The sequence below is a fragment of the Planomonospora sp. ID91781 genome, assembly GCF_015711595.1.
In the GTDB taxonomy this organism is placed as follows: domain Bacteria; phylum Actinomycetota; class Actinomycetes; order Streptosporangiales; family Streptosporangiaceae; genus Planomonospora; species Planomonospora parontospora.
This window is the reverse complement of sequence record NZ_JABTEY010000004.1, coordinates 401691-421803: the sequence shown is the minus strand read 5'-3', so window position 1 is coordinate 421803 and position 20113 is coordinate 401691. Positions and strand designations below refer to the sequence as shown.

Annotated in this window: 18 protein-coding genes and 3 pseudogenes; 4 read left to right on the top strand and 17 right to left on the bottom strand. The window is 70.2% G+C overall.

All coding sequences use genetic code 11. From position 1 onward, the window contains the following. Nucleotides 1–185 precede the first annotated feature (185 nt). The 14 genes and pseudogenes from HS048_RS35680 to HS048_RS35615 form a co-directional block, all read right to left on the bottom strand. Nucleotides 186–521 (bottom strand): Lsr2 family protein, encoded by a 336-nt coding sequence (locus tag HS048_RS35680; protein ID WP_189238893.1) that lies wholly within the window; start codon nt 519–521, stop codon nt 186–188. 416 nt (nt 522–937) lie between these two features. Next, nucleotides 938–1363 (bottom strand): annotated as a pseudogene (locus tag HS048_RS35675) (transposase family protein); the annotation flags it as partial. An 11-nt stretch (nt 1364–1374) separates the two neighbouring features. Then, nucleotides 1375–2883, bottom strand: a complete 1509-nt coding sequence (locus HS048_RS35670) for an IS4 family transposase (RefSeq protein WP_196470254.1) — start codon at nt 2881–2883, stop codon at nt 1375–1377. Nucleotides 2884–2978: 95 nt separating this feature from the next. After that, nucleotides 2979–3353, bottom strand: a pseudogene (locus HS048_RS35665) (transposase family protein); the annotation flags it as partial. A gap of 60 nt (nt 3354–3413) precedes the next feature. Further along, a complete protein-coding gene (locus HS048_RS35660) occupies nt 3414–4604 on the bottom strand; it encodes a transposase (protein WP_196470253.1) in 1191 nt (396 codons plus the stop codon). A gap of 52 nt (nt 4605–4656) precedes the next feature. Then, nucleotides 4657–5013 (bottom strand): annotated as a pseudogene (locus HS048_RS39255) (transposase domain-containing protein); the annotation flags it as partial. 328 nt (nt 5014–5341) lie between these two features. Beyond that, nucleotides 5342–6490 (bottom strand): hypothetical protein, encoded by a 1149-nt coding sequence (locus HS048_RS35650; RefSeq protein WP_196470252.1) that lies wholly within the window; start codon nt 6488–6490, stop codon nt 5342–5344. A 184-nt stretch (nt 6491–6674) separates the two neighbouring features. Beyond that, a complete protein-coding gene (locus HS048_RS35645; protein ID WP_196470251.1) occupies nt 6675–7559 on the bottom strand; it encodes a hypothetical protein in 885 nt (294 codons plus the stop codon). Nucleotides 7560–7844: 285 nt separating this feature from the next. Further along, the gene (locus HS048_RS35640; RefSeq protein ID WP_307832757.1) at nt 7845–8156 is read right to left on the bottom strand and encodes a helix-turn-helix domain-containing protein; all 312 of its coding nucleotides are present in this window, start codon (nt 8154–8156) and stop codon (nt 7845–7847) included. A 270-nt stretch (nt 8157–8426) separates the two neighbouring features. Beyond that, complete coding sequence (locus tag HS048_RS35635; RefSeq protein WP_196470250.1) at nt 8427–9035, bottom strand: hypothetical protein; 609 nt, start codon at nt 9033–9035, stop codon at nt 8427–8429. Beyond that, nucleotides 9035–9442: a DUF6283 family protein gene (locus HS048_RS35630; RefSeq protein WP_196470249.1), complete on the bottom strand. Its 408-nt coding sequence runs from the start codon at nt 9440–9442 to the stop codon at nt 9035–9037. The genes HS048_RS35635 and HS048_RS35630 overlap by 1 nt, the downstream gene beginning before the upstream one ends. Before the next feature lie 27 nt (nt 9443–9469). Further along, nucleotides 9470–10075 (bottom strand): DUF6283 family protein, encoded by a 606-nt coding sequence (locus HS048_RS35625; protein WP_196470248.1) that lies wholly within the window; start codon nt 10073–10075, stop codon nt 9470–9472. Between the two features lie 200 nt (nt 10076–10275). After that, nucleotides 10276–11604, bottom strand: coding sequence for a tyrosine-type recombinase/integrase (locus HS048_RS35620; protein ID WP_196470247.1), 1329 nt, complete (start codon nt 11602–11604; stop codon nt 10276–10278). Continuing rightward, nucleotides 11601–11828: a hypothetical protein gene (locus tag HS048_RS35615; protein WP_196470246.1), complete on the bottom strand. Its 228-nt coding sequence runs from the start codon at nt 11826–11828 to the stop codon at nt 11601–11603. Before HS048_RS35615 ends, HS048_RS35620 begins: the two co-directional genes overlap by 4 nt. A gap of 166 nt (nt 11829–11994) precedes the next feature. Between HS048_RS35615 and HS048_RS35610 the strand changes: the two genes are divergently transcribed. From HS048_RS35610 to HS048_RS35600, 3 genes are all read left to right on the top strand, one after another. Next, nucleotides 11995–12234, top strand: coding sequence for a hypothetical protein (locus HS048_RS35610; RefSeq protein WP_196470245.1), 240 nt, complete (start codon nt 11995–11997; stop codon nt 12232–12234). After that, a complete protein-coding gene (locus tag HS048_RS35605) occupies nt 12231–12545 on the top strand; it encodes a hypothetical protein (RefSeq protein ID WP_196470244.1) in 315 nt (104 codons plus the stop codon). The genes HS048_RS35610 and HS048_RS35605 overlap by 4 nt, the downstream gene beginning before the upstream one ends. 316 nt (nt 12546–12861) lie before the next feature. Then, a complete protein-coding gene (locus HS048_RS35600) occupies nt 12862–13557 on the top strand; it encodes a hypothetical protein (protein ID WP_196470243.1) in 696 nt (231 codons plus the stop codon). A 464-nt stretch (nt 13558–14021) separates the two neighbouring features. Here HS048_RS35600 and HS048_RS35595 read toward each other — a convergent pair whose 3' ends face one another. After that, nucleotides 14022–14372, bottom strand: a complete 351-nt coding sequence (locus HS048_RS35595) for a hypothetical protein (RefSeq protein ID WP_196470242.1) — start codon at nt 14370–14372, stop codon at nt 14022–14024. Beyond that, nucleotides 14369–15100, bottom strand: a complete 732-nt coding sequence (locus tag HS048_RS35590) for an HNH endonuclease family protein (RefSeq protein WP_196470241.1) — start codon at nt 15098–15100, stop codon at nt 14369–14371. Before HS048_RS35590 ends, HS048_RS35595 begins: the two co-directional genes overlap by 4 nt. A gap of 482 nt (nt 15101–15582) precedes the next feature. Between HS048_RS35590 and HS048_RS35585 the strand changes: the two genes are divergently transcribed. Then, nucleotides 15583–16965: a hypothetical protein gene (locus tag HS048_RS35585; RefSeq protein WP_196470240.1), complete on the top strand. Its 1383-nt coding sequence runs from the start codon at nt 15583–15585 to the stop codon at nt 16963–16965. Nucleotides 16966–17498: 533 nt separating this feature from the next. Here HS048_RS35585 and HS048_RS35580 read toward each other — a convergent pair. After that, entirely contained in the window at nt 17499–19889 is a 2391-nt protein-coding gene (locus HS048_RS35580) for a hypothetical protein (protein WP_196470239.1), read from the bottom strand. Nucleotides 19890–20113: the final 224 nt, after the last annotated feature.

Here is a 20113-nt window from a genome sequence, read left to right as displayed (position 1 = left end):
CAGGGGTCGCGTTTGTCATCTACGTATCGGGGTGCCCTCCACTGCTGGCCCGGTGCAGGGCTGCGACCGTCTCACCAGCCGAGAACGCCTCCGCCTTGGTTGCGGTGAGAACACCAGAGCCGGTCTTCAGTGCGTGCCTCCCCTTGTGAGGAAGCCAAGACCGCACCAGCCTTTCCCGCGGTGGGTCAGTGCGCGGCCTCATACTGCTCCACGATCTTGCTGGCGATGCGGCCCCGCTCGCTGACGGGGTGTCCGTGCTGCTTGGCCCAGGCGCGGATGTCGGCGCTCTTCTCCCGGCTGAGCGCCCGGGTGGCACCACCGCGCCGGCGCTTGGGTGCGCCGGCGCTCAGATCCCGGCGGGCACTGGCCACGAAGGGCGCCAGATGCTCGCGGAGCTTCTTGGCATTGACATCACTCAGGTCGATTTCATAGCTGGTGCCGTCAATTGCGAAGGAGACCGTCTGGGTAGCCTCACCTCCATCGAGGTCGTCGATGAGGATTTCCTGGATCTGCTTTGCCATGATGGGCTCCTTTAATCAAACCGAACATGATTCACGATAGCCGGTCCGGGCATCGATGGCGTGAAAATAACCCAGTGTTTCGCCGACTGAGATGTGATGACGCCGCATCGCGGCGAACGGGAAAGGGGACTGACCGGCCGCAGAGCTGTTAAACCGTGATGAAGAAGCGACCGCGGGACACTCTCTGCCGGGCAACGCCGGAAGACCGCCCATCACACTCGACGATGGCGGTACGCAGCGGAAACCTTCGCGACCGTCCTTCTGGTGGAGTTGCCCCAAGGCCGGGTAGTTAAGGTTTCTGGGCTGCCGGCAAGAGCGCTGGGGAGACCGGCCCGGCGACATAGACACCAGGTCCGATCTTGCGGATGAGTTGGTTGTCAGCTCATCGGGACAGCTGCCGATACATGGAGCATTTTTCATCCTGAGTAGCGGTCCTCTTCGATGAGCTGCAGGACGAGGATGGCCTGGACGATCGCGGTGGCGCGGTGCGGGCAGCAGCGCAGCCGGACCAGCACCTTCCATGCCTTCAGGGTCGCGGCGGCGCGTTCGCCGATCGCCCGGATGCGGGCATGAGCGCGGTTGACGGACTTCTGGTTGCGCGACAGGCGCGGCCGGTGCCGGTGGCGCTTGAACGGGGTCCGGATCGTGCCGCCCGCGCCCTGGTACCCCCGGTCGGCGAAGACCTGGACACCGGCGCCGGTCAGAGCGTCGATCAGGCCGGCCTGCCGGGCGGCGGTCAGATCGTGCACGGCGCCGGGCAGCGCGGGCGAGGCCCACACCAGGCGGCCGGCCGGATCGGCGAGGAACTGGACGTTGACCCCGTGCCGGTGGTGTTTGCCGCAACACCGGTAAGTTACGGCTCGGTTGTGTCGGGCGGTCGGATGGTGATCGTGTAAACGGTCCTGCTCAGCGGCGTTTTCTGTACGGCGCGGGCGTAGGCCAAGGTGCCTTTGCGTTCACGGGTTTTCGTTCGAGAGCGTCGGACGAGTTGAGGGCTGGCCCAGATCTCGTTGAGAACTGCGGACAGGCCGCAGGCGGCGGCGCGGCCGATGCTGCGGACGAGTGCGCGAAGCGTGACGGTGAAGGAGATCCGATCAGGGTCGACCGGCTCAGGTCGGGGATGTTCACGCGCCGCCGTCGCCCGCGCGATCTGGACGATCTGGTAGACGATGAACAGGGCGTAGACCTCTTGCGCCACGCCATCGGGGTCCTTGGATCGAAAGACCGCCTGCGGCCCGCTCAAATGAATCTTGAGATCGGCATAGCCGGTCTCGGCTTCCCAGCGTTCGGCGTACAGCGCGGCGACCTGGGCTGCCGGGGCAACCGTAGGATCCAGGAGCGTGGTGATCAGGAGGTAGGGCTCAACGCGCGGTTCACCATGCTCAGGAACGATCCCGATATCGGCGTGGATCACCCGGATGGGCAGTCCAGCGGCTTGCCTGGCCCGGACCCCTCGCCGCTGGACATGGCCCCGGACGCCCTTGGCCCGTGCTCGAGCGATCAGCTCCGGGGTGAGCTGATTGGCCGCGGGCAGCAAGGACAAGAAGGAGCCATCGGGCAGAGCCTTCAGCACAGGCAGACGTCGACGCAGGTTCGCCCGGATGATCAAGTGAGCCCCTGCACTGGTGATGGCGGTCACCTGTGGTGATCCGGAGAAGTACCGGTCGGCGAGGACCAGCATGCCCGGCCGGATTCCGCCGCTGCGGACCAGTTTGCGCAGCAGGGTCCCCTCCCCGGTCGATCGACCGGCCCACACCGCATCCATGATCGACCGGGTGCCGCAGGCAATCAGCATCAGTACTCTGATCTGAGGGCAGCGCCCTGGGTCCTTGCTGCTTCGGCCCGGTGCCGGCCCGAAAGCGGTGCGGTTGGCCACGGTGTCAGGCACATCCAGCGTCGTGCCGTCCACCGCGACTTTCAACAGGGCCGTCTGACATCCGAACGCGCTCATCCCGGGAGCGTCCCGGTCGGCATGAGCGCCACACAGCCTGCGGAACAAGGCCTTGAGGGGCTCGCGACCGAGTCTGCGCCGGGCCTGCACCGCCGCTGCCCCGGTCGGAACCCGGATCAGGCCGGTGCCGATCTCCTGGTAGAACTGATCGAACAGCATGCGAAGCACCTCGCCGTATCCGGCGCCGGGGCATAACCACAGCGCTAGGACGAAGTACAACGTGATCCGTGCGGGCAGCACCCGTAGGCGTTTCTCGCCGCGGCCGCATTCAATGATCACCTCATCGACCACCTGGGAGGGGACGAGTTCGGTGACCGCTCCCAGGTTGAGCCGATCCAGCAGGTGACCGCGGAGCTTGATCGGTGAGGGGAGGACAACGGCCTTCTCCCCGATGCGAGTATGGACAGGCAACGAGGCCTCCGGGAAACGACGGTTCTCTTGGTCGAAACCAGTCGTCTCAGGGGCCTCGTTGCCACGTCAACCCGGTAAATCGGCTTAACTTACCGGCGTTGGTGTTTGCCGGAGTAGTACGGCCTGTCGTCGGCCAGACGGTCGATCGCAAGGAGCGTGCCGTCCAGAACGGCGTAGGTCAGGCGGGAGGCCTTGCGTGCGGCGGTGTGCACGTCGTCGGCCAGGGCGGCGACCAGGTCGACCGCCTCGCGCACGTAGCGCCAGGCGGTGGTGGTGCCGATGGCGAACCCGCTGCTCAGGCGGGCGTAGGTATCGCCGTTGCGCAAGTGCGCCAGAACGAGGAGGGCCTGCTGTCCGGGGCCAAGGCGGCGCCAGCGGGAGCGTCGTTTGGCACGGTGGGCGCGGATCAGCTCAGCCAGGCGGACAAGAGTGTGGTTGGACAGCGGAATCGCGGCACGGTAAGACAGCAACGAGGCTCCCGGTTGGGGCATCGGATCTTGGTCGACTGCTGTCTTACCGGGGGCCCCATCTCACCTCAACCCAACCCCCCTACGCCCACGCTGACCAGCGCCGTCAGGTTGAAAAGGGCTCATGGTGTTCAAGGTGACATCGCCGAGATGGCGGGCGATATCGCGAGCTCGCCAGGGCCGGCCGGGCTCTTGATGGAGCAGGGCGAGGACCTCGTGCTGTCTGCGACGGTCGACCCGGGCGATGGGCCGCTCGTCTCGGGAAGCAGCAGGCAGGTCGGGGGGAGGGTACAGGACGGTGATGGCCAGGGCGGTGACGGCACGGCTGCGGTCCGGCCTGCCGTCGTCGAGCCGTTCGTTGTAGCGGGAGATAGGAGATTTGACCTTGCGGGTGCTCACCCGCGGGCGGCGGGCCGGAAGGAGCCCGGACAGGACGGCACGTGCAATGACTCCGACCGGTACGGCGGCGTCATCGGTCACGCCGGCGGCTTGGACCACCTGGTCACGGGCGCTGTGCCGGGTGAGGGTGAAGGCGCAGCGGTCCGGGTCGGTGCCGGGCCGGGACTCGGCGGCGTCGACCATCGCCATGCGCAGCAGTTGGTAGAGCGTGAGCACCGACCACATCTCCTGCTCGAGTCCGGCGGGGTCGCCGGAGCGCAGGATGCGCCCGTTCATGAGGGTGTGGCGCAACGCGTAGTACGCCGATTCGTGCTCCCACCGCTGGTGGTAGAGGCCGGTCAGGGTGGCGGCCGGGTAGCGGCGGGTGTCGGTCAAGGTGGTGGCCAGCCGGTAGGAGCCAGTGAAGGTGGTTCCGTCGGCGCAGGTCACAGCGATCTGCGCGTCGATGACCCGCACTTTGACCGTGCCGATCATCGTCAGGTAGCTGCCGTCGCGCAGGTGCAGCAGGAGCGGGGTGCGCCGGTTGCTGCGCACGCGGGCCAGCACCTGTGCGCCGGTGGCGGTCACCTGGGCGAGGAAGTCGTTGCCGTCGAAGCCCTTGTCCCACAGCACCGGCATGTCCGGCCGCAGCAGGTGCAGCAGGCGCCGGGCGTAACCGGTCTCGCCCTGGCTGGTGGGACCGAAGATCGCACCGATCAGGGCGCGGGTTCCGGTCTCCACTAGCGTTATCAGCTCTGCCAAGGGGTAGCCGCCGTGGCCGGCGGAACCGAGCCAGGCCCGGTTGCGATCGGTGTCGGGAGCTTTCAGGGAGCTGCAGCCGTCGAAGGAGACCGTGCGGTAGGGCCCGAACCTCACTCCCGGAGTCCTGGGCTGGGCCAGCGGGTGCGCGCAGTACCTCGAACAGGCGGCGCATCGGCGCGCTGCCGACCCTGCGGCGCAGGTCGCGCAGGGCTTTGGCGGTGGGCATCGCCACCGCGAGGCCGGTCAGTCCCGCGGTCATCTTCCGCCAGACCAGCTGGTAGCCGACCTCGGGGAACAGGCACATCGCCAGTAGGAAGTAGACCCCGACACGCGAGGGCAGCTTGCGCAGGCGCCGCTGCACGGTGCGCGTCTCGTCAAGGATGGCATCGACGAGTTCGAAGGGCGCGAGGGTGGTTAACTCGCCCAGGTGTCCGGGAGCGAATACCGCATCGGTCGCGGGGCGGGGTGAGTGGCCTGTGTCGGTAGCGCTGAGGGTAATGGTCCTGGCAGACTCGGTGATCAACGGAGATCCAGTCCTTCGACGGATGGTTGTGGAAGATCACCTGTCTACTGGATCTCCGTTCCCATGTCCCAGGAACTCACGTGCTTGACAGCGCCACGAGCGCCTTAACTACCCGGCCTTGGGGCAACTCCACGCCATCTGCGCCCCTCACGGTGGACGTGTACGGCGGGACGGTCCGTCTCCGGGACCGCTGCCTCAGGCCTGGCCGGAGCACAACCTGGCAGAGCAGGTGGGAAAATCAATACAGATCTTTGTTTGTTTCGGGGGACGCCGCGGGACGGGGAGAAGGCACGACAGCGGGACACGTGCTCCCTCCCCGCCTGCGTGGTCACCCCGACGTGCACATGTAACGGTCGACGACGGAACCGGTGCGCGGGTCGGGGTGTTCGAAGGTGTCCGTCACACCGTCGTCGATGTCGATCATCCGTGCGGTGCCGGCCGCCTTGCCGTTCTCCTTCAGCCGGGGGATCCACGAGTCGTGCACCGCGACCGTCTGGCCCGAGCGGCGGAACCTGGCCGTGCGCGGCTCGCTCTCGACGGGGTCGGCCCCGAAATCGTGGCGGACCCAGCGGTAGGTCACGACCGCCTCCCCCGACTCGGGGATCGGGCCGTTGTAGGTGATCACGCCGGTGAAAGTGCGGGCGGCGGCGGGACAGGGACCGCTGTTCTCCGAGTCGAAGTACTCCTCGTCGCCGCGGGTGTGCGTGGCGACGGGGGGTTTCACCGCGGCGACGACCTTCGGGTACCACAGGACCGGTGTCGGCGTGCCCGGCGGGCCGTCCGTGTCGCGCGTCCGTCGCGCGCACCAGGAGGTGAAACCGATCTCGTCGCGGTGCTGCAGGGTGTCGCCGGAGGTGGTGCCGACCCACAGGGACGCCCTGCCGTACCTGCCGTCCTCCTTGGTCCGGGTGTCGTACTCACGTTCCACGACGGTGGTGCCGCCCAGGGTGATGGGCTCGTGCGGGTTGAACTCCCCGAAGAACGTCCAGCCGTAGGCACCCTCACGCCCGAGACCGAAGTAGTCGATGTGCCCCTCCAGGGCGAACCGGTTGCAGTCCTTCGCCTTCACCCGCAGATCGACCCCCAGGGTCGAGAAGGGGGTGAGCGGTCCCGTGATCCGGGGCGTCGGCCGGAGGGAGGGATCGAACGAAACCGGAGGGCGGGTGACCACCGCGGTGAGGCGCGGAGTGGGAAGGACCGGCCCGGTCAGGGCCGGCACATGGGTGACGGCCGCGGTGGGGCGCGGGGCGGGGTTCAGGAGTTCGGTGTGGGCCGGGTGGACGTAGGTGGCGACCGCGCTGGGACGCGGGGCGGGCGCCATGGGCCGGGTCACCGCCGGGACGTGGGTGACGGCCGCGGTGGGGCGCGGGGCGGGGGCGGTCGTCTCGGCCGCCGCGGCGGTCGGAGCGGCCATGCCCGCCAGTACGGCCGCGCCGGTCACCAGGGCGGCCAGACGGCGGGAGGGGACGGATCTCACGAGAGGCTCTCCCTGTCGGTTCGGGGTTCGCTGTGGAGAGGACGAGCGCACCGGAGCGACCGGTGGGGTGCGCGGTCCCGCGGGCGCCGTCGCGCCCCCCCGGCGGGGTGCCGGGGTCGCGACGGGGCCCGGGACGGCCTGCGGGCGGGGCCCGCTCACCGAGCCGTCTCAGGCATCGGTGTGCTCACTCGGAGGTGCACTGGAAACGGTCCAGGACGCCGAAGGTGCGGGGGTTGGGGCTGTCGTCGAGTGCGTGTGCCCGGCTCTTCTCGAGCTCGATCGAGCGTGCTTCGCGGTCCACATTGTCCGTCGGGCTCGGAGCCGCCGGCCTCCAGGTGTCGCGCACGGTGACCGTCTGGCCCGCGCGGGTGAACACGGCCGTCTGCGGAGGGCTCTTGACGTCGCCCTCGCCGCGGACCCAGTAATAGGTCACGGTCGCCTCCCCCGTCTTGGGGATCGGGCCGTTGTAGGTGATCGTGCCGGTGAAGGTGCGCAGGGCGCCGGGGCAGCGACCGCGGTTGTGGAGGCGGTAGAGCCCTCCGCCTGTGTGGTGCAGAGTTATCTGGGGGGCTTGCACGGTCGCGAAGACCTGCCGCCCCGGCACGGAGGGAGCGGCCGGTGACCGCTTCTCGCACAGGGAGGCGAAACCGATCTCCCGAAGGCTCACGCCCTCGTGGGGGCTGCCTTCGGGGAGCGTGATCGACAGGGCGGCGACGCTGCCCCTCCCGTCCCTGATGTGGTACTCGTTCTCCAGCTCCAGGGAGGTGGAGCCACCCAGTGCGGCGGAGCCGCTCCTGTTGAGCTCAGGGCGAGCGTGGCTCGGCCCCCAGTTGTAGCGCCCCGTCTCCTGGCCACCGCTGTAGGCGACACGCCCTTCCACGGCGAACGTGTCGCAGTCCTTCGCCGTTGCCCGCAGGTCGATGTCGAGGGCCGGAGGCAGTGAGGGTCCGGTGGAAGGCCTGGTGGGGACGGTGTCGGCCGCCGCGGAGGCGGCCGACACGACGGACGTCGCCAGGAGGACGGCGCCGGTCGCCAGGGCGGCCAGACGGCGGGAGGAACCGAGTTTCATGAGGGCGTGCTCCATACCTGATCGGAAAAGGAAAACACTCCCGGGGTACCGCCCGTATCGGCGATGTCGGTTTTCCCAAAAGCCTCAGGAGTGTCGCCCCGTGACCGTAACGAGGCCGGGCATGCTCTTCGCATGGTTACCGCAGGGGGACGCCAGACGGCCGTACCGTCGGGCGGGCTGGGCGCTCACCCGAGGACGCCTGTCACCGGGAACCACGGTGGGGTCAACCGGCGCCGTGGGAAGTCCCCGAGGGAAGTCTTCGGACGGGTCCGGCCCGGCCGTGGCTCACCGGGCGCGTCTGCGCAGGCCCTCCAGATCGCGGACGGTCACCCGGCGCTGGCCGGTCTCGATCAGCCCTCGGTCGCGGAGCGCGCGCAGGGCCTTGCTGACCGCCTCACAGAAGGCGCCGGTCCACCCGGCCGGCTCGTCCCCGGAGAGCGGCAGCTCCACCCGGATCCCGCCCTCGCCCGGCTTGCTATACCGTTCGGCCAGTTCCACCAGCCGGGTGGCCACCCGCCCAGGGGTGTCGAACGCGCCGTACTCAATGCGCTTGCGATTGGCGTAGCGCATCCGGGCGGTCACCATCCGCAGCAGCACCTGAACGACTCGGTGCGGGCCCGTCGCGACGGCGAACGCCGTTCCCGCGTGCTCATCGCCTCCCGGCTCGCCGCGTACGCTTCCCGCAGTCAGCGGAACGCCGGACTTTCGCCGGGCACGGTCCGGCGTCTGAAGGTCTTCGGGCTCGATGACCTCGCGCCGCTTTAGCAGCCCGTCCGCCACATACGGGCCGGGACGTTGCTGAGATGGGCTTGGATTTGGGCCAGCTGTAGCGTCGCGCTGATGACGAACCGCTGGCCGTAGGCGAAATCATCCAGGGTCGGCGCGTAGTTCTCCGGCGGGTGCCGTGCCGCGGTGGTGGACCGCCGCAACGAGGGCGGGGATGACGGAGGCATCCCCTCTGATCAACCGGGTCAGCAGGGGCTGGATGTTCGGATCCGCCGCCAGGTGCCTGACTTGCGCACTGACGGGGGCGAGGCTGCGGTGGTCGCCGATCTCCATTGAGGTGAGGACCAGGTCGATCAGCTGCTCGTCCGACAGCGAGCCGCCGTCGGGGGCGCACCCGTGCGGGCAGGCCATCGCCGGGTTGGTGCCGGCGCCCCATAGGCGGCAGATGGTCGGGCGGACGGCATGGGCGGCGCAGCGGCCCTCGGCGGTCAGGGCCGGGCAGGCCGCTCCGGCGGGCCAGGAGTCCCGGGGCGGGATGCGCACGCCGCAGGCGATGCGGACGCGCTCGCGCTCGAGGTCGGACATATCGATCGGGCTGCGGCACGAATCGGCGCACAACCCTTGGCAGGCGACGTCGGGCAGGCGCGCGTACAGTTCCTCCAGCGCCTGGACTGCCCGGAGGCGGGCGGCGGTCTGGGCGCGCACGGCGAGCTGGGCGCGCCGGGCCGCCGGCGAGGGCCGGGAGCCCATCACGCCTCGCCCGCCGATCCGGTGCCGCTCCCGGACGCGGACGGGCGCCGGCTGGTGGCGGCGTGCGCGGCGAGCATCTCCAGGCGGGAAGCGAACAGCTCCGGCCCGCCGTCGCGCGGCTGCAGCGTGTGCGGCGCCAGCCGCCCCGCGGCCAGCGCCGCCTGCACTCCTGGGTGCTCGGCGCCTTCGACTCGCAGCCAGGCCGCGCACAGCTCCACTGGCGTGCGTTCGCTGGTGTGGCAGCCGACCGCGTCGGCGCCCAGCGTGGTGTGCTCGCCGATCTCGGCCAGGTAGGCGCTGATCCCGCCATAGCGGTAAGTCTCGGGGTTGCCGGCCTTCCGCGGGTACGGCGTACACGGATGGATCCGGCAGGCGATCGCATCGGGGAGCGGCTTGGGCGGGAACATGGCGATCCTCCGGGAAGCGGGTGGTCATCAGCGGGGCGAGCCGTTCCGGGACCGGTGCGGCGGTGGGGGGTCGGCGGCGCTGGCCGGTGCGATAGAGGGCAGCTGACGGTCGGCTCCGGCGCGGCCGTGCCGCTCCCCCCGGCAGCGCGCCAGGGCCGGGTCGCCGGGGTCGACGCCGTTGGCGACGGCCATGTCCCGGTAGCTGTCATACAGCTCGACGCCGCCGTCGTGCACGTCCTCATAAGAGCGGCCGTGCAGCCGGATGGCGAGGTTGTCGGCGGCTCCGCGCAGCAGGAATCCAGCGCACGTCTTCGGCTGCTGCGGAGTGGAGGCGTGGCAGCCGAACGTCGTCACGGCCATGTCGTAGCTGGTGGAAGCCGAGTCCCGGTAGACCTGGGGCGGGAAGGCGCCGAGAGGGGCGTCTTTGCGCCAGGGGCAGCGCGCGCACGGGCTGGTCTGGTGGTCGCGCTCGCCGCTGCTTACCACCGAGGTCACGCCCCAGCGGCCGTCGCCGCCGTCGCGCACGCGCAGCACGCCGTCGGGCAGGGTGGCCAGTTCGGCCAGTTCGGCCAGTGCCTGTAGGAGGGGTTCGGGGTGGGGCGGCTCGTCGGCGCCAGGCGGGGGCAGGCACACGGGGCATCGTCCTTTCGGAGCGGCGGGTTCTCGGTGGCGGTCACCGGTTTCGGGACATCTGCCCGCACCCGGGGCGCAAGCCGGGGATCTCAGCCGGCCGGGCCAGAAGCGAGTGACTCCTTGTCGGTGGCTGCCCGCGCTGAGGCGGTCCCAGCGGCGGGGACGGGGCCGAATTGCGGGACGGTCGGCTGTGCGGGGAACTACCACGGTTCCTCAGTGTTCCAGCCGTTGGCCAGACCAGGGGAGGTGCGGTCCGGGTGGTCGGCGGGCTCGAGGGTTCCCCGGTGGTGAGAGTGCGGCCGGGCCCGGGCTGGTCCGTCACAGCCGCCGGTCGTCGTGGACGGCGGCCGAGGGGGGATCGTCGGTGTGGCCGTCGGTGCCATCTGTTCGACGAAGCGGGCCTCTCCGGAGGTGAAGTCCTGGCCCAGCCGGTAGGCCGGGGAGCGGTGCAGAGCGCCGCGAGCGCGGTCGTAGCGGCGGGTGGTGCGCGGGTCGGCGTGGCCGAGCAGGTCCTGCACCACGTGGAGTTCCTCGCCCGCATCGAGCAGGTAGGTGGCGATGGAGTGGCGCAGCGAGTGCGGGGAGATCGCGTCCCAGTGCCGGATCCCGGCCTTGCGGGCGATCTCGCGGATCTTGCGGAAGATCGCGGGCTGGTCGAGCGGTTTGCCGGTGTCGGTGCACAGCAGCGGGCCGTCGTGCTCGCCGCGCAGGGCCAGGTAGCGGTCCAGCGCCGCGGCGGCGTACGGCGGGATCGCCAGGCGCAGCGTCGCGCCGGCCGCGCCCTTGACCGGCAGGTCGATCACCCGGTGGCCGGCGTCGAAGCCGAGCGATGAGCGTTGTGCGGCGATGACGCCGCCGACCCGGCAGGCGGTGACCACCATCAGGCACAGCAGGGCGTAGGTGCGCGCGGTGGTCACCACCCGCGAGCGCGCGGCCGTGCCGGCGGTGTGCGCGGCGGCCACCACGTCGGCCTCGGTGCGGGCCCAGGCGAGCATCCGGTCCAGCTCGGCCTTGGATAATCCGCGGGTCTTCGACATCGCGGGCGGCTGGGCGCGGTCCATGTCGGCGAACGGGTTGCGCGCCGCGACGCCCATGCGGACCAGGTAGCGGTACCAGGAGGAGGCGGCGGCGATGCGCCGCTCGCGGGTGGCCGCGGCCAGACCGGCCTCGCGCAGCAGCCGTCCGTAGCGGTCGGCGGTGATCGGCGCGACGTCGAGCGGGTCCAGGCCGCACGCGGCCAGGTAGGACAGCCACCATGACAGGTCGGTGCGGTAGCCGCGCCGGGTGGCAGGTGAGGTGCGGCGTTCGCTGGCCAGCCACCCGTCGGTGGCCGCGAGTGCCAGCGGGTCCAGGCCGCCGGCGCGCATCAGGTCGGCCAGCTCGTGCTCGTCGCGGGCGGGCGGGGTACCGCGTACCGCAGGGGCGGGTGCTTCCGCGGGCGGGGGAACAGGCAGGGGAGCGGGGGACAGGCGAGCGAGGCCGGCGCTCGAGCGGGGGTCGGTGGGCCGGACCACCTCGCCGGCGCTCACCGCCGCGGCCCGGGAGAGAGCCGGCCAGCATGGAAGCCGATCGCGGCGGCGTGGACGCCGATCGGAAAGGCCAGGGCGTGCTGCGGCGGCGTGCCGGTCGCGACGAGGGCGCACAGCTGGGCGGTCGCGGCCTCCAGCGCGTCGAGGGTGTGCAGCAGCGCCGCGCGGGCGTGTGCGGCGTCCGGGGCCGTTGCGGGGGCTGTGCCAGGGCCAACGCCGGTCATTCGATGATCATGCAGGATAAGGGACATTGCCATGTAAGATCATTTTTGCCTAGGGCGGTGCCGTCTGCGGGAACTGCGGCTGGCGGCATGGAAATCTGAGAGATCTACCAGCACCACTCATAGCCGTACTACTAGCATCGCTCCCATGCGAAGTATCATCACGAGTATGAGTACGACGAAGAACGGTTCCTACAGCCTGAGCGAGGTCGCTCACGGGTTCATCGAGTCCGGCGCCGAGCGGGACGGGCTCAGCAAGTCGGCCTGGGTCGAGAAGGCCGTCACCTACTACGCGCTCGTCACCGGCGCCCCCACCACCGAGGCCGCCGACGACCTCGCCGCGGCACTCGCCGACGAACACGAGGCCTCCCTGGCCGACGATGAGTTCCGCGAGCGAGGCGCCGCGTGATCCAGCTCCAGACCGGCGGCGTCTACCTCTACTCCCCCAAGGGAATCGACCGCGAACGGCTGATGCTGGTCATCTCCGCCCCCGGTGTGCTCGACTCGCGTCGGCGCTTCATCACCGGCCTGACCGTCTTGTCCACCCACGACGGGGACACGCTCACGGTGCCGATCACGGTGGGCGGCGCCCGCCGCTACGTCAACACCACCCAGCCCATGCGGCTGATCCGCGACTGGTTCCTGGAGCACCACGACGTCCTGTCCCGCCAGGAGATGGAAGCCGTACGGGCGATGCGGCGCATCGCCGAGGACCTGTGACCAGGGGTGGACGTCTGAGAAGACGTCTCAGGACGCTCCGGCGCCAAGCACCGGGTGATCCGGCACGCCGCGACCAGGCGGTCGCCTGACGGTAGACGGTGCCGATCGTGAGACCGGCACCGAAGATGCCGAGGAGCCGACCGGTGACTCGTACACAGGGCGGTGTTGCAGTCGAAGGCGCACCACGCGGGATTTCCCCGGCAGCCGAGACGGAGCAACTGGAGCCGGTGCTGGGCCTCGGCTCCGAGCAGCAGGCCGGTATCCGGGGATCGGCACACCTGCAGGCACTCACCATGGCGGGAATATGCTGCGGCGTATGTCCCGACTTCGCTGGCTGCTGACCGCAGATCGCTCACCGGCCGGCCCGCCTGCGGATTTCCTGGCCAGCCGGTGGGAGCCCTGCACCGCCCGGACGTCGCACACCGCCGTGCTGGACAGCCACAACCGCGACACCGTGATCCATACCCGGGGCATCGCGAACATGACCGATGACCTCGAGATCGGCGTGATGACGGCGGGGGACGAGACCGTACGCATTCTGCGGATCGGTTCGGAGGTCTACCACCGGCTGCCCGAGGCCGAGCAGCGTGAGACCGGCAGGCGATGGATCTGGGCCGAGAGCCTGCCGGGATACACCCATCACGAGTGGGGCCCGGCCAGCGCCATGATTCAACGCAGCGGGCAGGTGCGGGCCTTCGCCCGGGAGAACCGGGACGGGGAGGAACTGCGTCATTACACCTTCCTGCTGCGGCCGCGCCACGATGAGGATCCGGTGGCCGCCGACCTGTATCAGTACCTGCGGCTGCACGGCGCCGACCGGATGACCTGGGAGGTCTGGCTCACCAGCGATGACCACGTGCGGCGCGTCCGCTCCCATGTCACCACGCTGCGCAGCCGGCGCGCCCTCCACGGACTCGTCTCGATGACCAGCGAGTACTGGGATTTCGATGGTCCGGACGGGTTCGCTCCTCCGCCGCCGCAAGACCTCCTGCCCCGGCCTTCGGCAGGTTGATCCAAAGCACTCATCCACGTCGCTCTTACCTCACCCCCACCACTGTCCCCCTGGGGGCGGCGTCCCGGGTCGGAAGCAGCGGCGCTTCTCGCGCTGCCGGATGAAAGGCCGGATCTGGTGCCGCTGCGCCAGCACCCATACCCCCCTACCGGCAGTCGGCCACACCCGGCTGGCGCCGTCCCGCCGGCCAGAGCCATCCGGCCGCTGAGCATCGCGCGACCTACAGCGCGGCGAGCGCCACCCCGCGGCGCGCCGTACCGCTACCGAGCACCAGTGCGCGTCCGCTGGCTGTCCCACCACCATGGACGTAGGCGCCCTTCTCCTGCCGGTAGACGGTCTCGGCTCCCGGGCGTCCTGCTCGCCGCGGCGTGGCCGAGCCGAGCGCCGGGCCCGTGTCCGGGAAAGCGGATCCATGCGCGCACAACGGGCCGCGCCGCAGACCGGGACCGGCAAAGCACGGTCATTCACGGGCCTTCGCGTGGGCCGGTGGCCGCCAGAGCGGGAGCGAGCCCGGCGGGCAGGCCCGCGGCCGCGGCCGCCACGACCGCCCGGTGCAGGTGCTCGTGCAGCTCATCGGGCCCGGCACGAGTGCTGCCGTCGGGTACCGGCAGAGGGCTGCCGGTCACCTCGTACCATTCGGCAGCGCCGGTGTACTGCACCCGCACCCGCAGCTGGCCGCCGGTCAGATCCGTGGCGAGGGTCAGCTCACCGGTGATGACGCCGACCTCGTCGGTCATCACGCCGCCGGGCCCGGAGGTCACCGCGGTGTGCCGTCGGTCCGCGCCCCGGCCGCTGCCCGGCATACGGCCGCTCACGGCACCGGTGCCGGCGCGGTTTCGGGTGCCGGAGCGGGTTCGGCCGCGGGGGTGCAGGTGTCGAGCATCTCGGCCAGCGCCCTTCTTTCCGGGTCGGTGACGGTCAGGGTGTAGTGGTGCTTGACGTCGATCCAGGCGCGGGCGTAGACGCACCAGGCGCCGCGCAGCGGCGGCTTCCACAGATTCGGCGGCTGGTCGCCCTTGGCGCGGTTGGCGGCGGCCGAGACCGCGATCAGCTGCGGCCGGGTCAGGTCGTTGGCGAACGCCTTGCGTTCGGTGTCGCTCCAAGCGTCGGCGCCCGAGCGCCAGCCTTCGGCCAGCGGCACGACGTGGTCGACGTCGACTTGGGAGGCGGCGCTCAGCGTGCGGCCGTCGTAGGCCGAGTGCCAGGTGCCGGCCACGGCGCGGCAGGCGGCGTCGCGCTGCACGTTCTGGCCGTCGCGGGCCAGCACCATCTCACGGGTGTCGCAGCCGCTGCCCTGGGCGGCCCAGTGCGGGAAGCGCTCGCGGCTGTAGCCGGTCATCGGGCGCGGCGCGGCCACCCTCAGTTCCCTCAGCAGCGTGCGGGCGACGGGTTCGGCCGACGGGATGGGCAGCTCCGCCGGAGCGCTCCGGGGCACCGCCGGGTGCATCAGGACGACCGGTGCGGCGGCGGCGGGAGCAAGCGGGGCCGACAGCAGGAATGCGCTGGGGACGAGAAGGGCCAGGCGCCCTCGATGAAGGATCATGGTCTACGACTATCAAGTGCAACCACTCTAAGTAACCATATTCGGTGAATGTGTCACTTAAAGTGATGGACGTTGGGGGTGTGCTCACCGCTGTACCGGCCTGCGGGTACGTGGTGAGCTTGCCGCTTGGTCAGCGGCGCCGCCCATCGGTCGTCGGCGACGATCGGGGCCGGTACACGTCAACATCCAGGAACCGCCCTCTGCAAAGACGAGCAGAGCTGTTCCGCTCAGCATGCGCCTGCTTACGGCAAGCGGTGGTCCGCCGCCGCCTGCGACCGTTCACTGGAGTTTGGCGATCCGGCCCCGGATCGGCGCCACCTGGCCGGACCACCGCTGATCCGGACGCCGGTGCAAGGTCACCGTGGCCGACGTGGGATCAGCACCGGCATGCGCCTGAGCATCTGCTCCCAGCGTCGCTGATGGTGTCCGGGTACGGTTCAGGCTCAACCTGACCGCAGGTCCACGAGGCGAAGGGGTGGGAGATGAACACGGTGGCGGGTCTGGCCGCCAACCCGGCGCTACCGGTGAGCCTCATGCTGCGCATGCTCCAGTCCGAGGCGATGGCAGAAGCGCTGCCGTATCTAGCGGGGCGGGCCGACCTGCCCGAGCCGGTGGTCAAGGCATTCCTCGACCACCCCGATGCAGAAGTCCGGGCCTGCTTCGCCGGCAACCCCCACATTCCGGCCGAGATCCGGTCCCGGCTCGCAGGCGATCCTGAGCTGCGCGTGCGCTGGGCTCTGGCCGAAGGTCCGCAACGGCGCCGCTTCGGCTCCTGGGCCACGCCATTGACCGGAGCCGCCTACGACCTGCTGGCCCGTGACCCGTGCCTCGAGGTCCGGTGCGCGCTGGCTCAAGGCTGGCAGACCCCTGCCAGTGTCCTGGCCGTGCTGGCCTGCGATCCGGAACCCGAGGTGCGAAAAGCAGCGTGCTTCGGCTGGGATCGGCTCCCCGAGCAGATCAGGGCGACCCTGCTGAAGGATGTCGATCCATCGGTACGGCGGGTGGCCAGGTTGAAGGGCTATCCGCAACGGCCGGACCTGTTGGAGGAGATCCTCACGAGCGACGACGCATTGCAGGTCGCCGGAGAGGCCCCGCTGCCCCGAGGCGTAGCCGAGCACTATGTCCGCAGTGACGACACCGAGCGGCGCCGCCTGGTTGCGACCAACCCGCATCTGGAGCGTGATCTGGTGGAGGAGTTGTCCACCGACCCCGACCCGGGGATCCGCTTGATTGTCTCGCTCCGTCCGGACCTGGCCGAAGCCGAGCGCGCGGCCATCGACTACGACCCCGACCTGCATATGGTGCACCTTCCGCTGCCATGGATGCGCAAGGTGTTCACCGACGCCTGCGCAATGGCCCGTCACGCGGAATCGGCCCACGTGGTGCTGCGCCGCAGCGTCGCCTGCAACCCCGACCTCGAACCGGACCTGGTCGAACGCCTCGCCCGCGATGACGATCGAGCGGTCCGGCTCCTGCTGGCCGAACACCACCCGGCTGCGCCCGCCGACCTGCTGCTGCGCGTGGTCCTGGACGGCGCCGGCTACTCCGAAGGAGAACTGACCGGCAGGCCGTGCTTTCCTCGGACGGGCTTGGCCGGCTGGGCCGACTCGCCGCATCCGGACCGGCGACGCCTGGTCGTGCTGGACCCGCACACCCCCGTCGGCGTCATCGAGCGGCTGAGCCACGATCAGGAGCGGGGCGTTCGGATGGCCATGGCTCGGGACCCGCGCCTGCCGGTCGCCCGGCTGCTCGCGCTCCTTCAGGACCGCGACCGGCAGGTCGCGTTCTCGGCTGCCGCCAACCCCGCGCTCCCGGTAGAGATCATGACCCGGATCATTCGAACCGCCTGTAGCCGGGACGAGTGAGGCCGCCGGTGTTCCGGCTGACGGACCGGCCGCTGAGGCCGGTCCGCTCCGGGTGGGGGCAATCAGGCACCGCTTTACGCCTCCGTGCCAGAGAGTGCGGTCAGTGGGGAAATGCGCCGCCGCCACGGACGACGCCCGGCCGAGGCGCTGCATCGGCAGCTGGCCGCACCGGCCCGAGAGCCGATCGGTGCGCTCCCGCAGGGGCTTACCCCGGCAGGAAAGCGTGCCTGAGATCGGTCTGCACCGTTTCCGCACACGTACGGAGCGGAAACTCCATCCGTGCCTGCCAGGATGACCTCCCCGCCAGGATCACTCCGTCAGGGGAAGGATACGACAGCATAAGGCGATGGATCATCCTCGCGGCTGCGACCTTGATCGCGGTCATGCCGGGTGTTGGCGCCCCTGCGGCCACGCGGAGCGTCCCGGTCGATCCAGTGCAGGTATCGAAACGATGGTTCCGTGCCGAACGCGCGGTGTGCAAATCGCCGAGGTCGCCCTGAGGTGCGTTCCACCGTCCAGTTGAGGTCATTGGTTCAGGGGCGGCGTGTGTAGATCACTCCAAAGGTGGCGTCCCCGCGCTGCCCTGAGAGAGTGCTGCAGTAGACGTCGATGCCCAGCGCCGGCGGCGCGTAGTAGTCGGAGACCGTGCCCAGCTGACAGTACCTGCCGCTGCCGCCGGTCGCGGTGACCTGCACGTTGCCGAACAGCTTGCCGCCGCCGGCCCAGTTCAGGCGGTACCAGCCGAGGCCGAGGCGACCGATGGTCGGTGTCTCGCCGGTCGGACTGTGCGAGCGTGCAGCATCTACGGCGGGCGCGGCCGGATCGCCGGTGATCTGCGTGTAGGTGGCAGAGGTGGCGGTGTCGCCGTGCAGGCCCACCCCGTCGACGTAGGAGAGCAGGAAACCGGAGTCACGTGGCGTTCCGGTCGGGATCTCGTGACAGGTCACGGTGATTTCAAGCCCTTCGGCCCGTGGCCGGGTGCCCGCGGTGGCGCAGCGGGCGGGATCCCCTGTCCCGTACGGGGTGATCTGGGTGTGGCCGGTGTCGCGGACGAAGGGCGCGCCGGTCAGGACGACCCGGTAAACGCCGATGCTTTCCCGAAGCACCCGGTTGACCTGGCGGTCGGAGTTGAAGGTCCCGCTGTTGAGCGCCGGGTCCAGGTTTCCTGCACCCGCGTACCGCACGGTCGCCACGGGGGCGGTTGCGGCGGTGGGGGCGGCGAAGAACACCTGGGACCACCAGTCGGCAGGGGCGCCGTGCTCGTCGAAGCAGCGCACGGTGAGCAGTTCGTCGGCTCCGTCGTGGCGGTAGTCCTCCACGCCGCAGGTGCGGCCCCGGTGGTTGGTCCGGTACGCGGTGGCGTGCGCGATCCCCCGTTCGGCGCCGACCCCCGGAAGGCGGACCAGGTAGCGGCCGGTGGTCAGGTGGGTCACCGTCGCCAGGCGTCCGGCCGCGCCGGTGGTCCACTGCGGACCGGGATGGAGCGGGGTCTCCACGCCGATCGGCGCCTCGGCGGTGGTGGCCAGGTTGACGTAGGCGAACCCCCAGCGGGGCGTGGCCGCGGGTGCGGGCGCGCTCAGCCCGGCCAGGGCGTCGAACAGCTCCGCGGCCATCTGGTCGGACTCGGTCCGGCCGATGCCCGGCTCGGGACCGGCCGCGGTGGCGCGGGGGCAGGTGGGCTCGTCGGCCACGCCGACGCAGTAGGCCAGGGTGGCCCAGTCGTTGCGGCCCTTGATGCCGTCGGTGTAGCCGAGGGTGCGGTAGTCGAAGTTGGGCGGCACGGGTGTGACGTCGGTTCCGGTGGCCTCGGTCTGGCAGATGTGATCGTCACCGGCCAGGATGAGCTGGTCGCCGACTCGTTTGTCGCGGTCGTGCTTGCCGAGGGTGGTCAGGGTTGCGCCGGCGGTGCGCGGGCGGATGCATACCTCGAACTTGCTGAGCACGTTGACCGCACTGGTCGCTGCGGAGGTGAGGTCGGGGACGCCGCCGCTGAAGTCCCAGTCGAGCGGCCCGCTCGCGCTGCCTGCTCGCAGGGTGAGCGTCGGATCCCACCAGGTGGCGACCATGTCCTGATCGGCGCCGACGCCGTCGCGTTCGGAGAACCGGTCGGGCCCGATCGTGGGCAGTTTCGCCCGGGAGTAGTCCAGGTGGCTGAAGTCGATCAGGATCTGCTTCTTGTCGTCGACGGTGAAGTGCTGCTCGGTGATCGCGCCGGTCATGACGCCGTTCCAGGCGCTGAGGTCGGGGATGCCGACGCTCTGGTACCGGTAGTTCATGACCGAGAAGTAGTTGGGTTTGAAGTTGACGGGGTCGTTCCCGCCGTGTCCGAGGCCGAGCGCGTGGCCGAGTTCGTGGACGAAGGTGCCGGCCTGCATGCGGGTGTAGATGGGGACGGTGGTGCCGCTCCATCCTTTGCCGACGCTGACGATGATGTCGTTGCGCCGGGGCCCGAAGCAGCAGACGCCGCTGGAGTCGGTGCCGTCGTGGGAGAAACCCCACAGGCTGTAGTGGAAGAAGCCCTCCCGCCAGGCCGGGAAGTGGGCTGCCCGGTGCAGGCAGAAGCGGGATGTGACGGCGGCCCCGGCCGGGCAGTTCAGCCGGTCGGCCTCGGTACCGGGGGCGTTCAGGGGCAGCAGGCGCTGGTCGGCGCTGACCTCGATGGAGGTGGAGACGTCGGTCAGCAGCTGCACGCCGCCGCTGGCCGACCAGCCGTACGGGCAGGCGGCGGGCGCCTGGACGGGGGCGGCGGCGAACATGTGGCGGGCCTCGTTCAGCGCGGCCGGATTGGGCTTGTCGGAAGGGCCGGAGCGGACGGTCAGCCAGTCGATCTCGACCGCGATCGTCTTGCGGCAGGGATCGGCGCCGTGGTCAGGCAGCCACGTGTCGAACGTGCCGTTCCCTTTGGGGATGCCGGTGAGCTCCACCAGGTCGGTCAGGCCATCCCTATCGGTGTCCAGCCCGGACCCGGGCGGTGGCTCCTCGGGCAGAACGGCCGGTCCCTGCCAGACCTGGTCGTGGTCATCGTGGAAGGTGGAGGCACCGACGAAACCCTGTGGGCAGCATCAACAACCATGATCCATTAGCTGGATTCCAGGCTACTGAAGATCGGTTTCCACTCGCATCTGCCTGCGGGCTTCGCCGACCCGCA

What these genes read in the sequence shown, in the direction of transcription:
- HS048_RS35680 (WP_189238893.1), bottom strand. Translation starts at nt 521, where the DNA reads ATGGCAAAGCAGATCCAGGAAATCCTCATCGACGACCTCGATGGAGGT.
- HS048_RS35645 (WP_196470251.1), bottom strand. Translation starts at nt 7,559, where the DNA reads ATGAAACTCGGTTCCTCCCGCCGTCTGGCCGCCCTGGCGACCGGCGCC.
- HS048_RS35635 (WP_196470250.1), bottom strand. Translation starts at nt 9,035, where the DNA reads ATGGGCTCCCGGCCCTCGCCGGCGGCCCGGCGCGCCCAGCTCGCCGTG.
- HS048_RS35630 (WP_196470249.1), bottom strand. Translation starts at nt 9,442, where the DNA reads ATGTTCCCGCCCAAGCCGCTCCCCGATGCGATCGCCTGCCGGATCCAT.
- HS048_RS35615 (WP_196470246.1), bottom strand. Translation starts at nt 11,828, where the DNA reads ATGACCGGCGTTGGCCCTGGCACAGCCCCCGCAACGGCCCCGGACGCC.
- HS048_RS35610 (WP_196470245.1), top strand. Translation starts at nt 11,995, where the DNA reads ATGAGTACGACGAAGAACGGTTCCTACAGCCTGAGCGAGGTCGCTCAC.
- HS048_RS35600 (WP_196470243.1), top strand. Translation starts at nt 12,862, where the DNA reads ATGTCCCGACTTCGCTGGCTGCTGACCGCAGATCGCTCACCGGCCGGC.
- HS048_RS35590 (WP_196470241.1), bottom strand. Translation starts at nt 15,100, where the DNA reads ATGATCCTTCATCGAGGGCGCCTGGCCCTTCTCGTCCCCAGCGCATTC.
- HS048_RS35585 (WP_196470240.1), top strand. Translation starts at nt 15,583, where the DNA reads ATGAACACGGTGGCGGGTCTGGCCGCCAACCCGGCGCTACCGGTGAGC.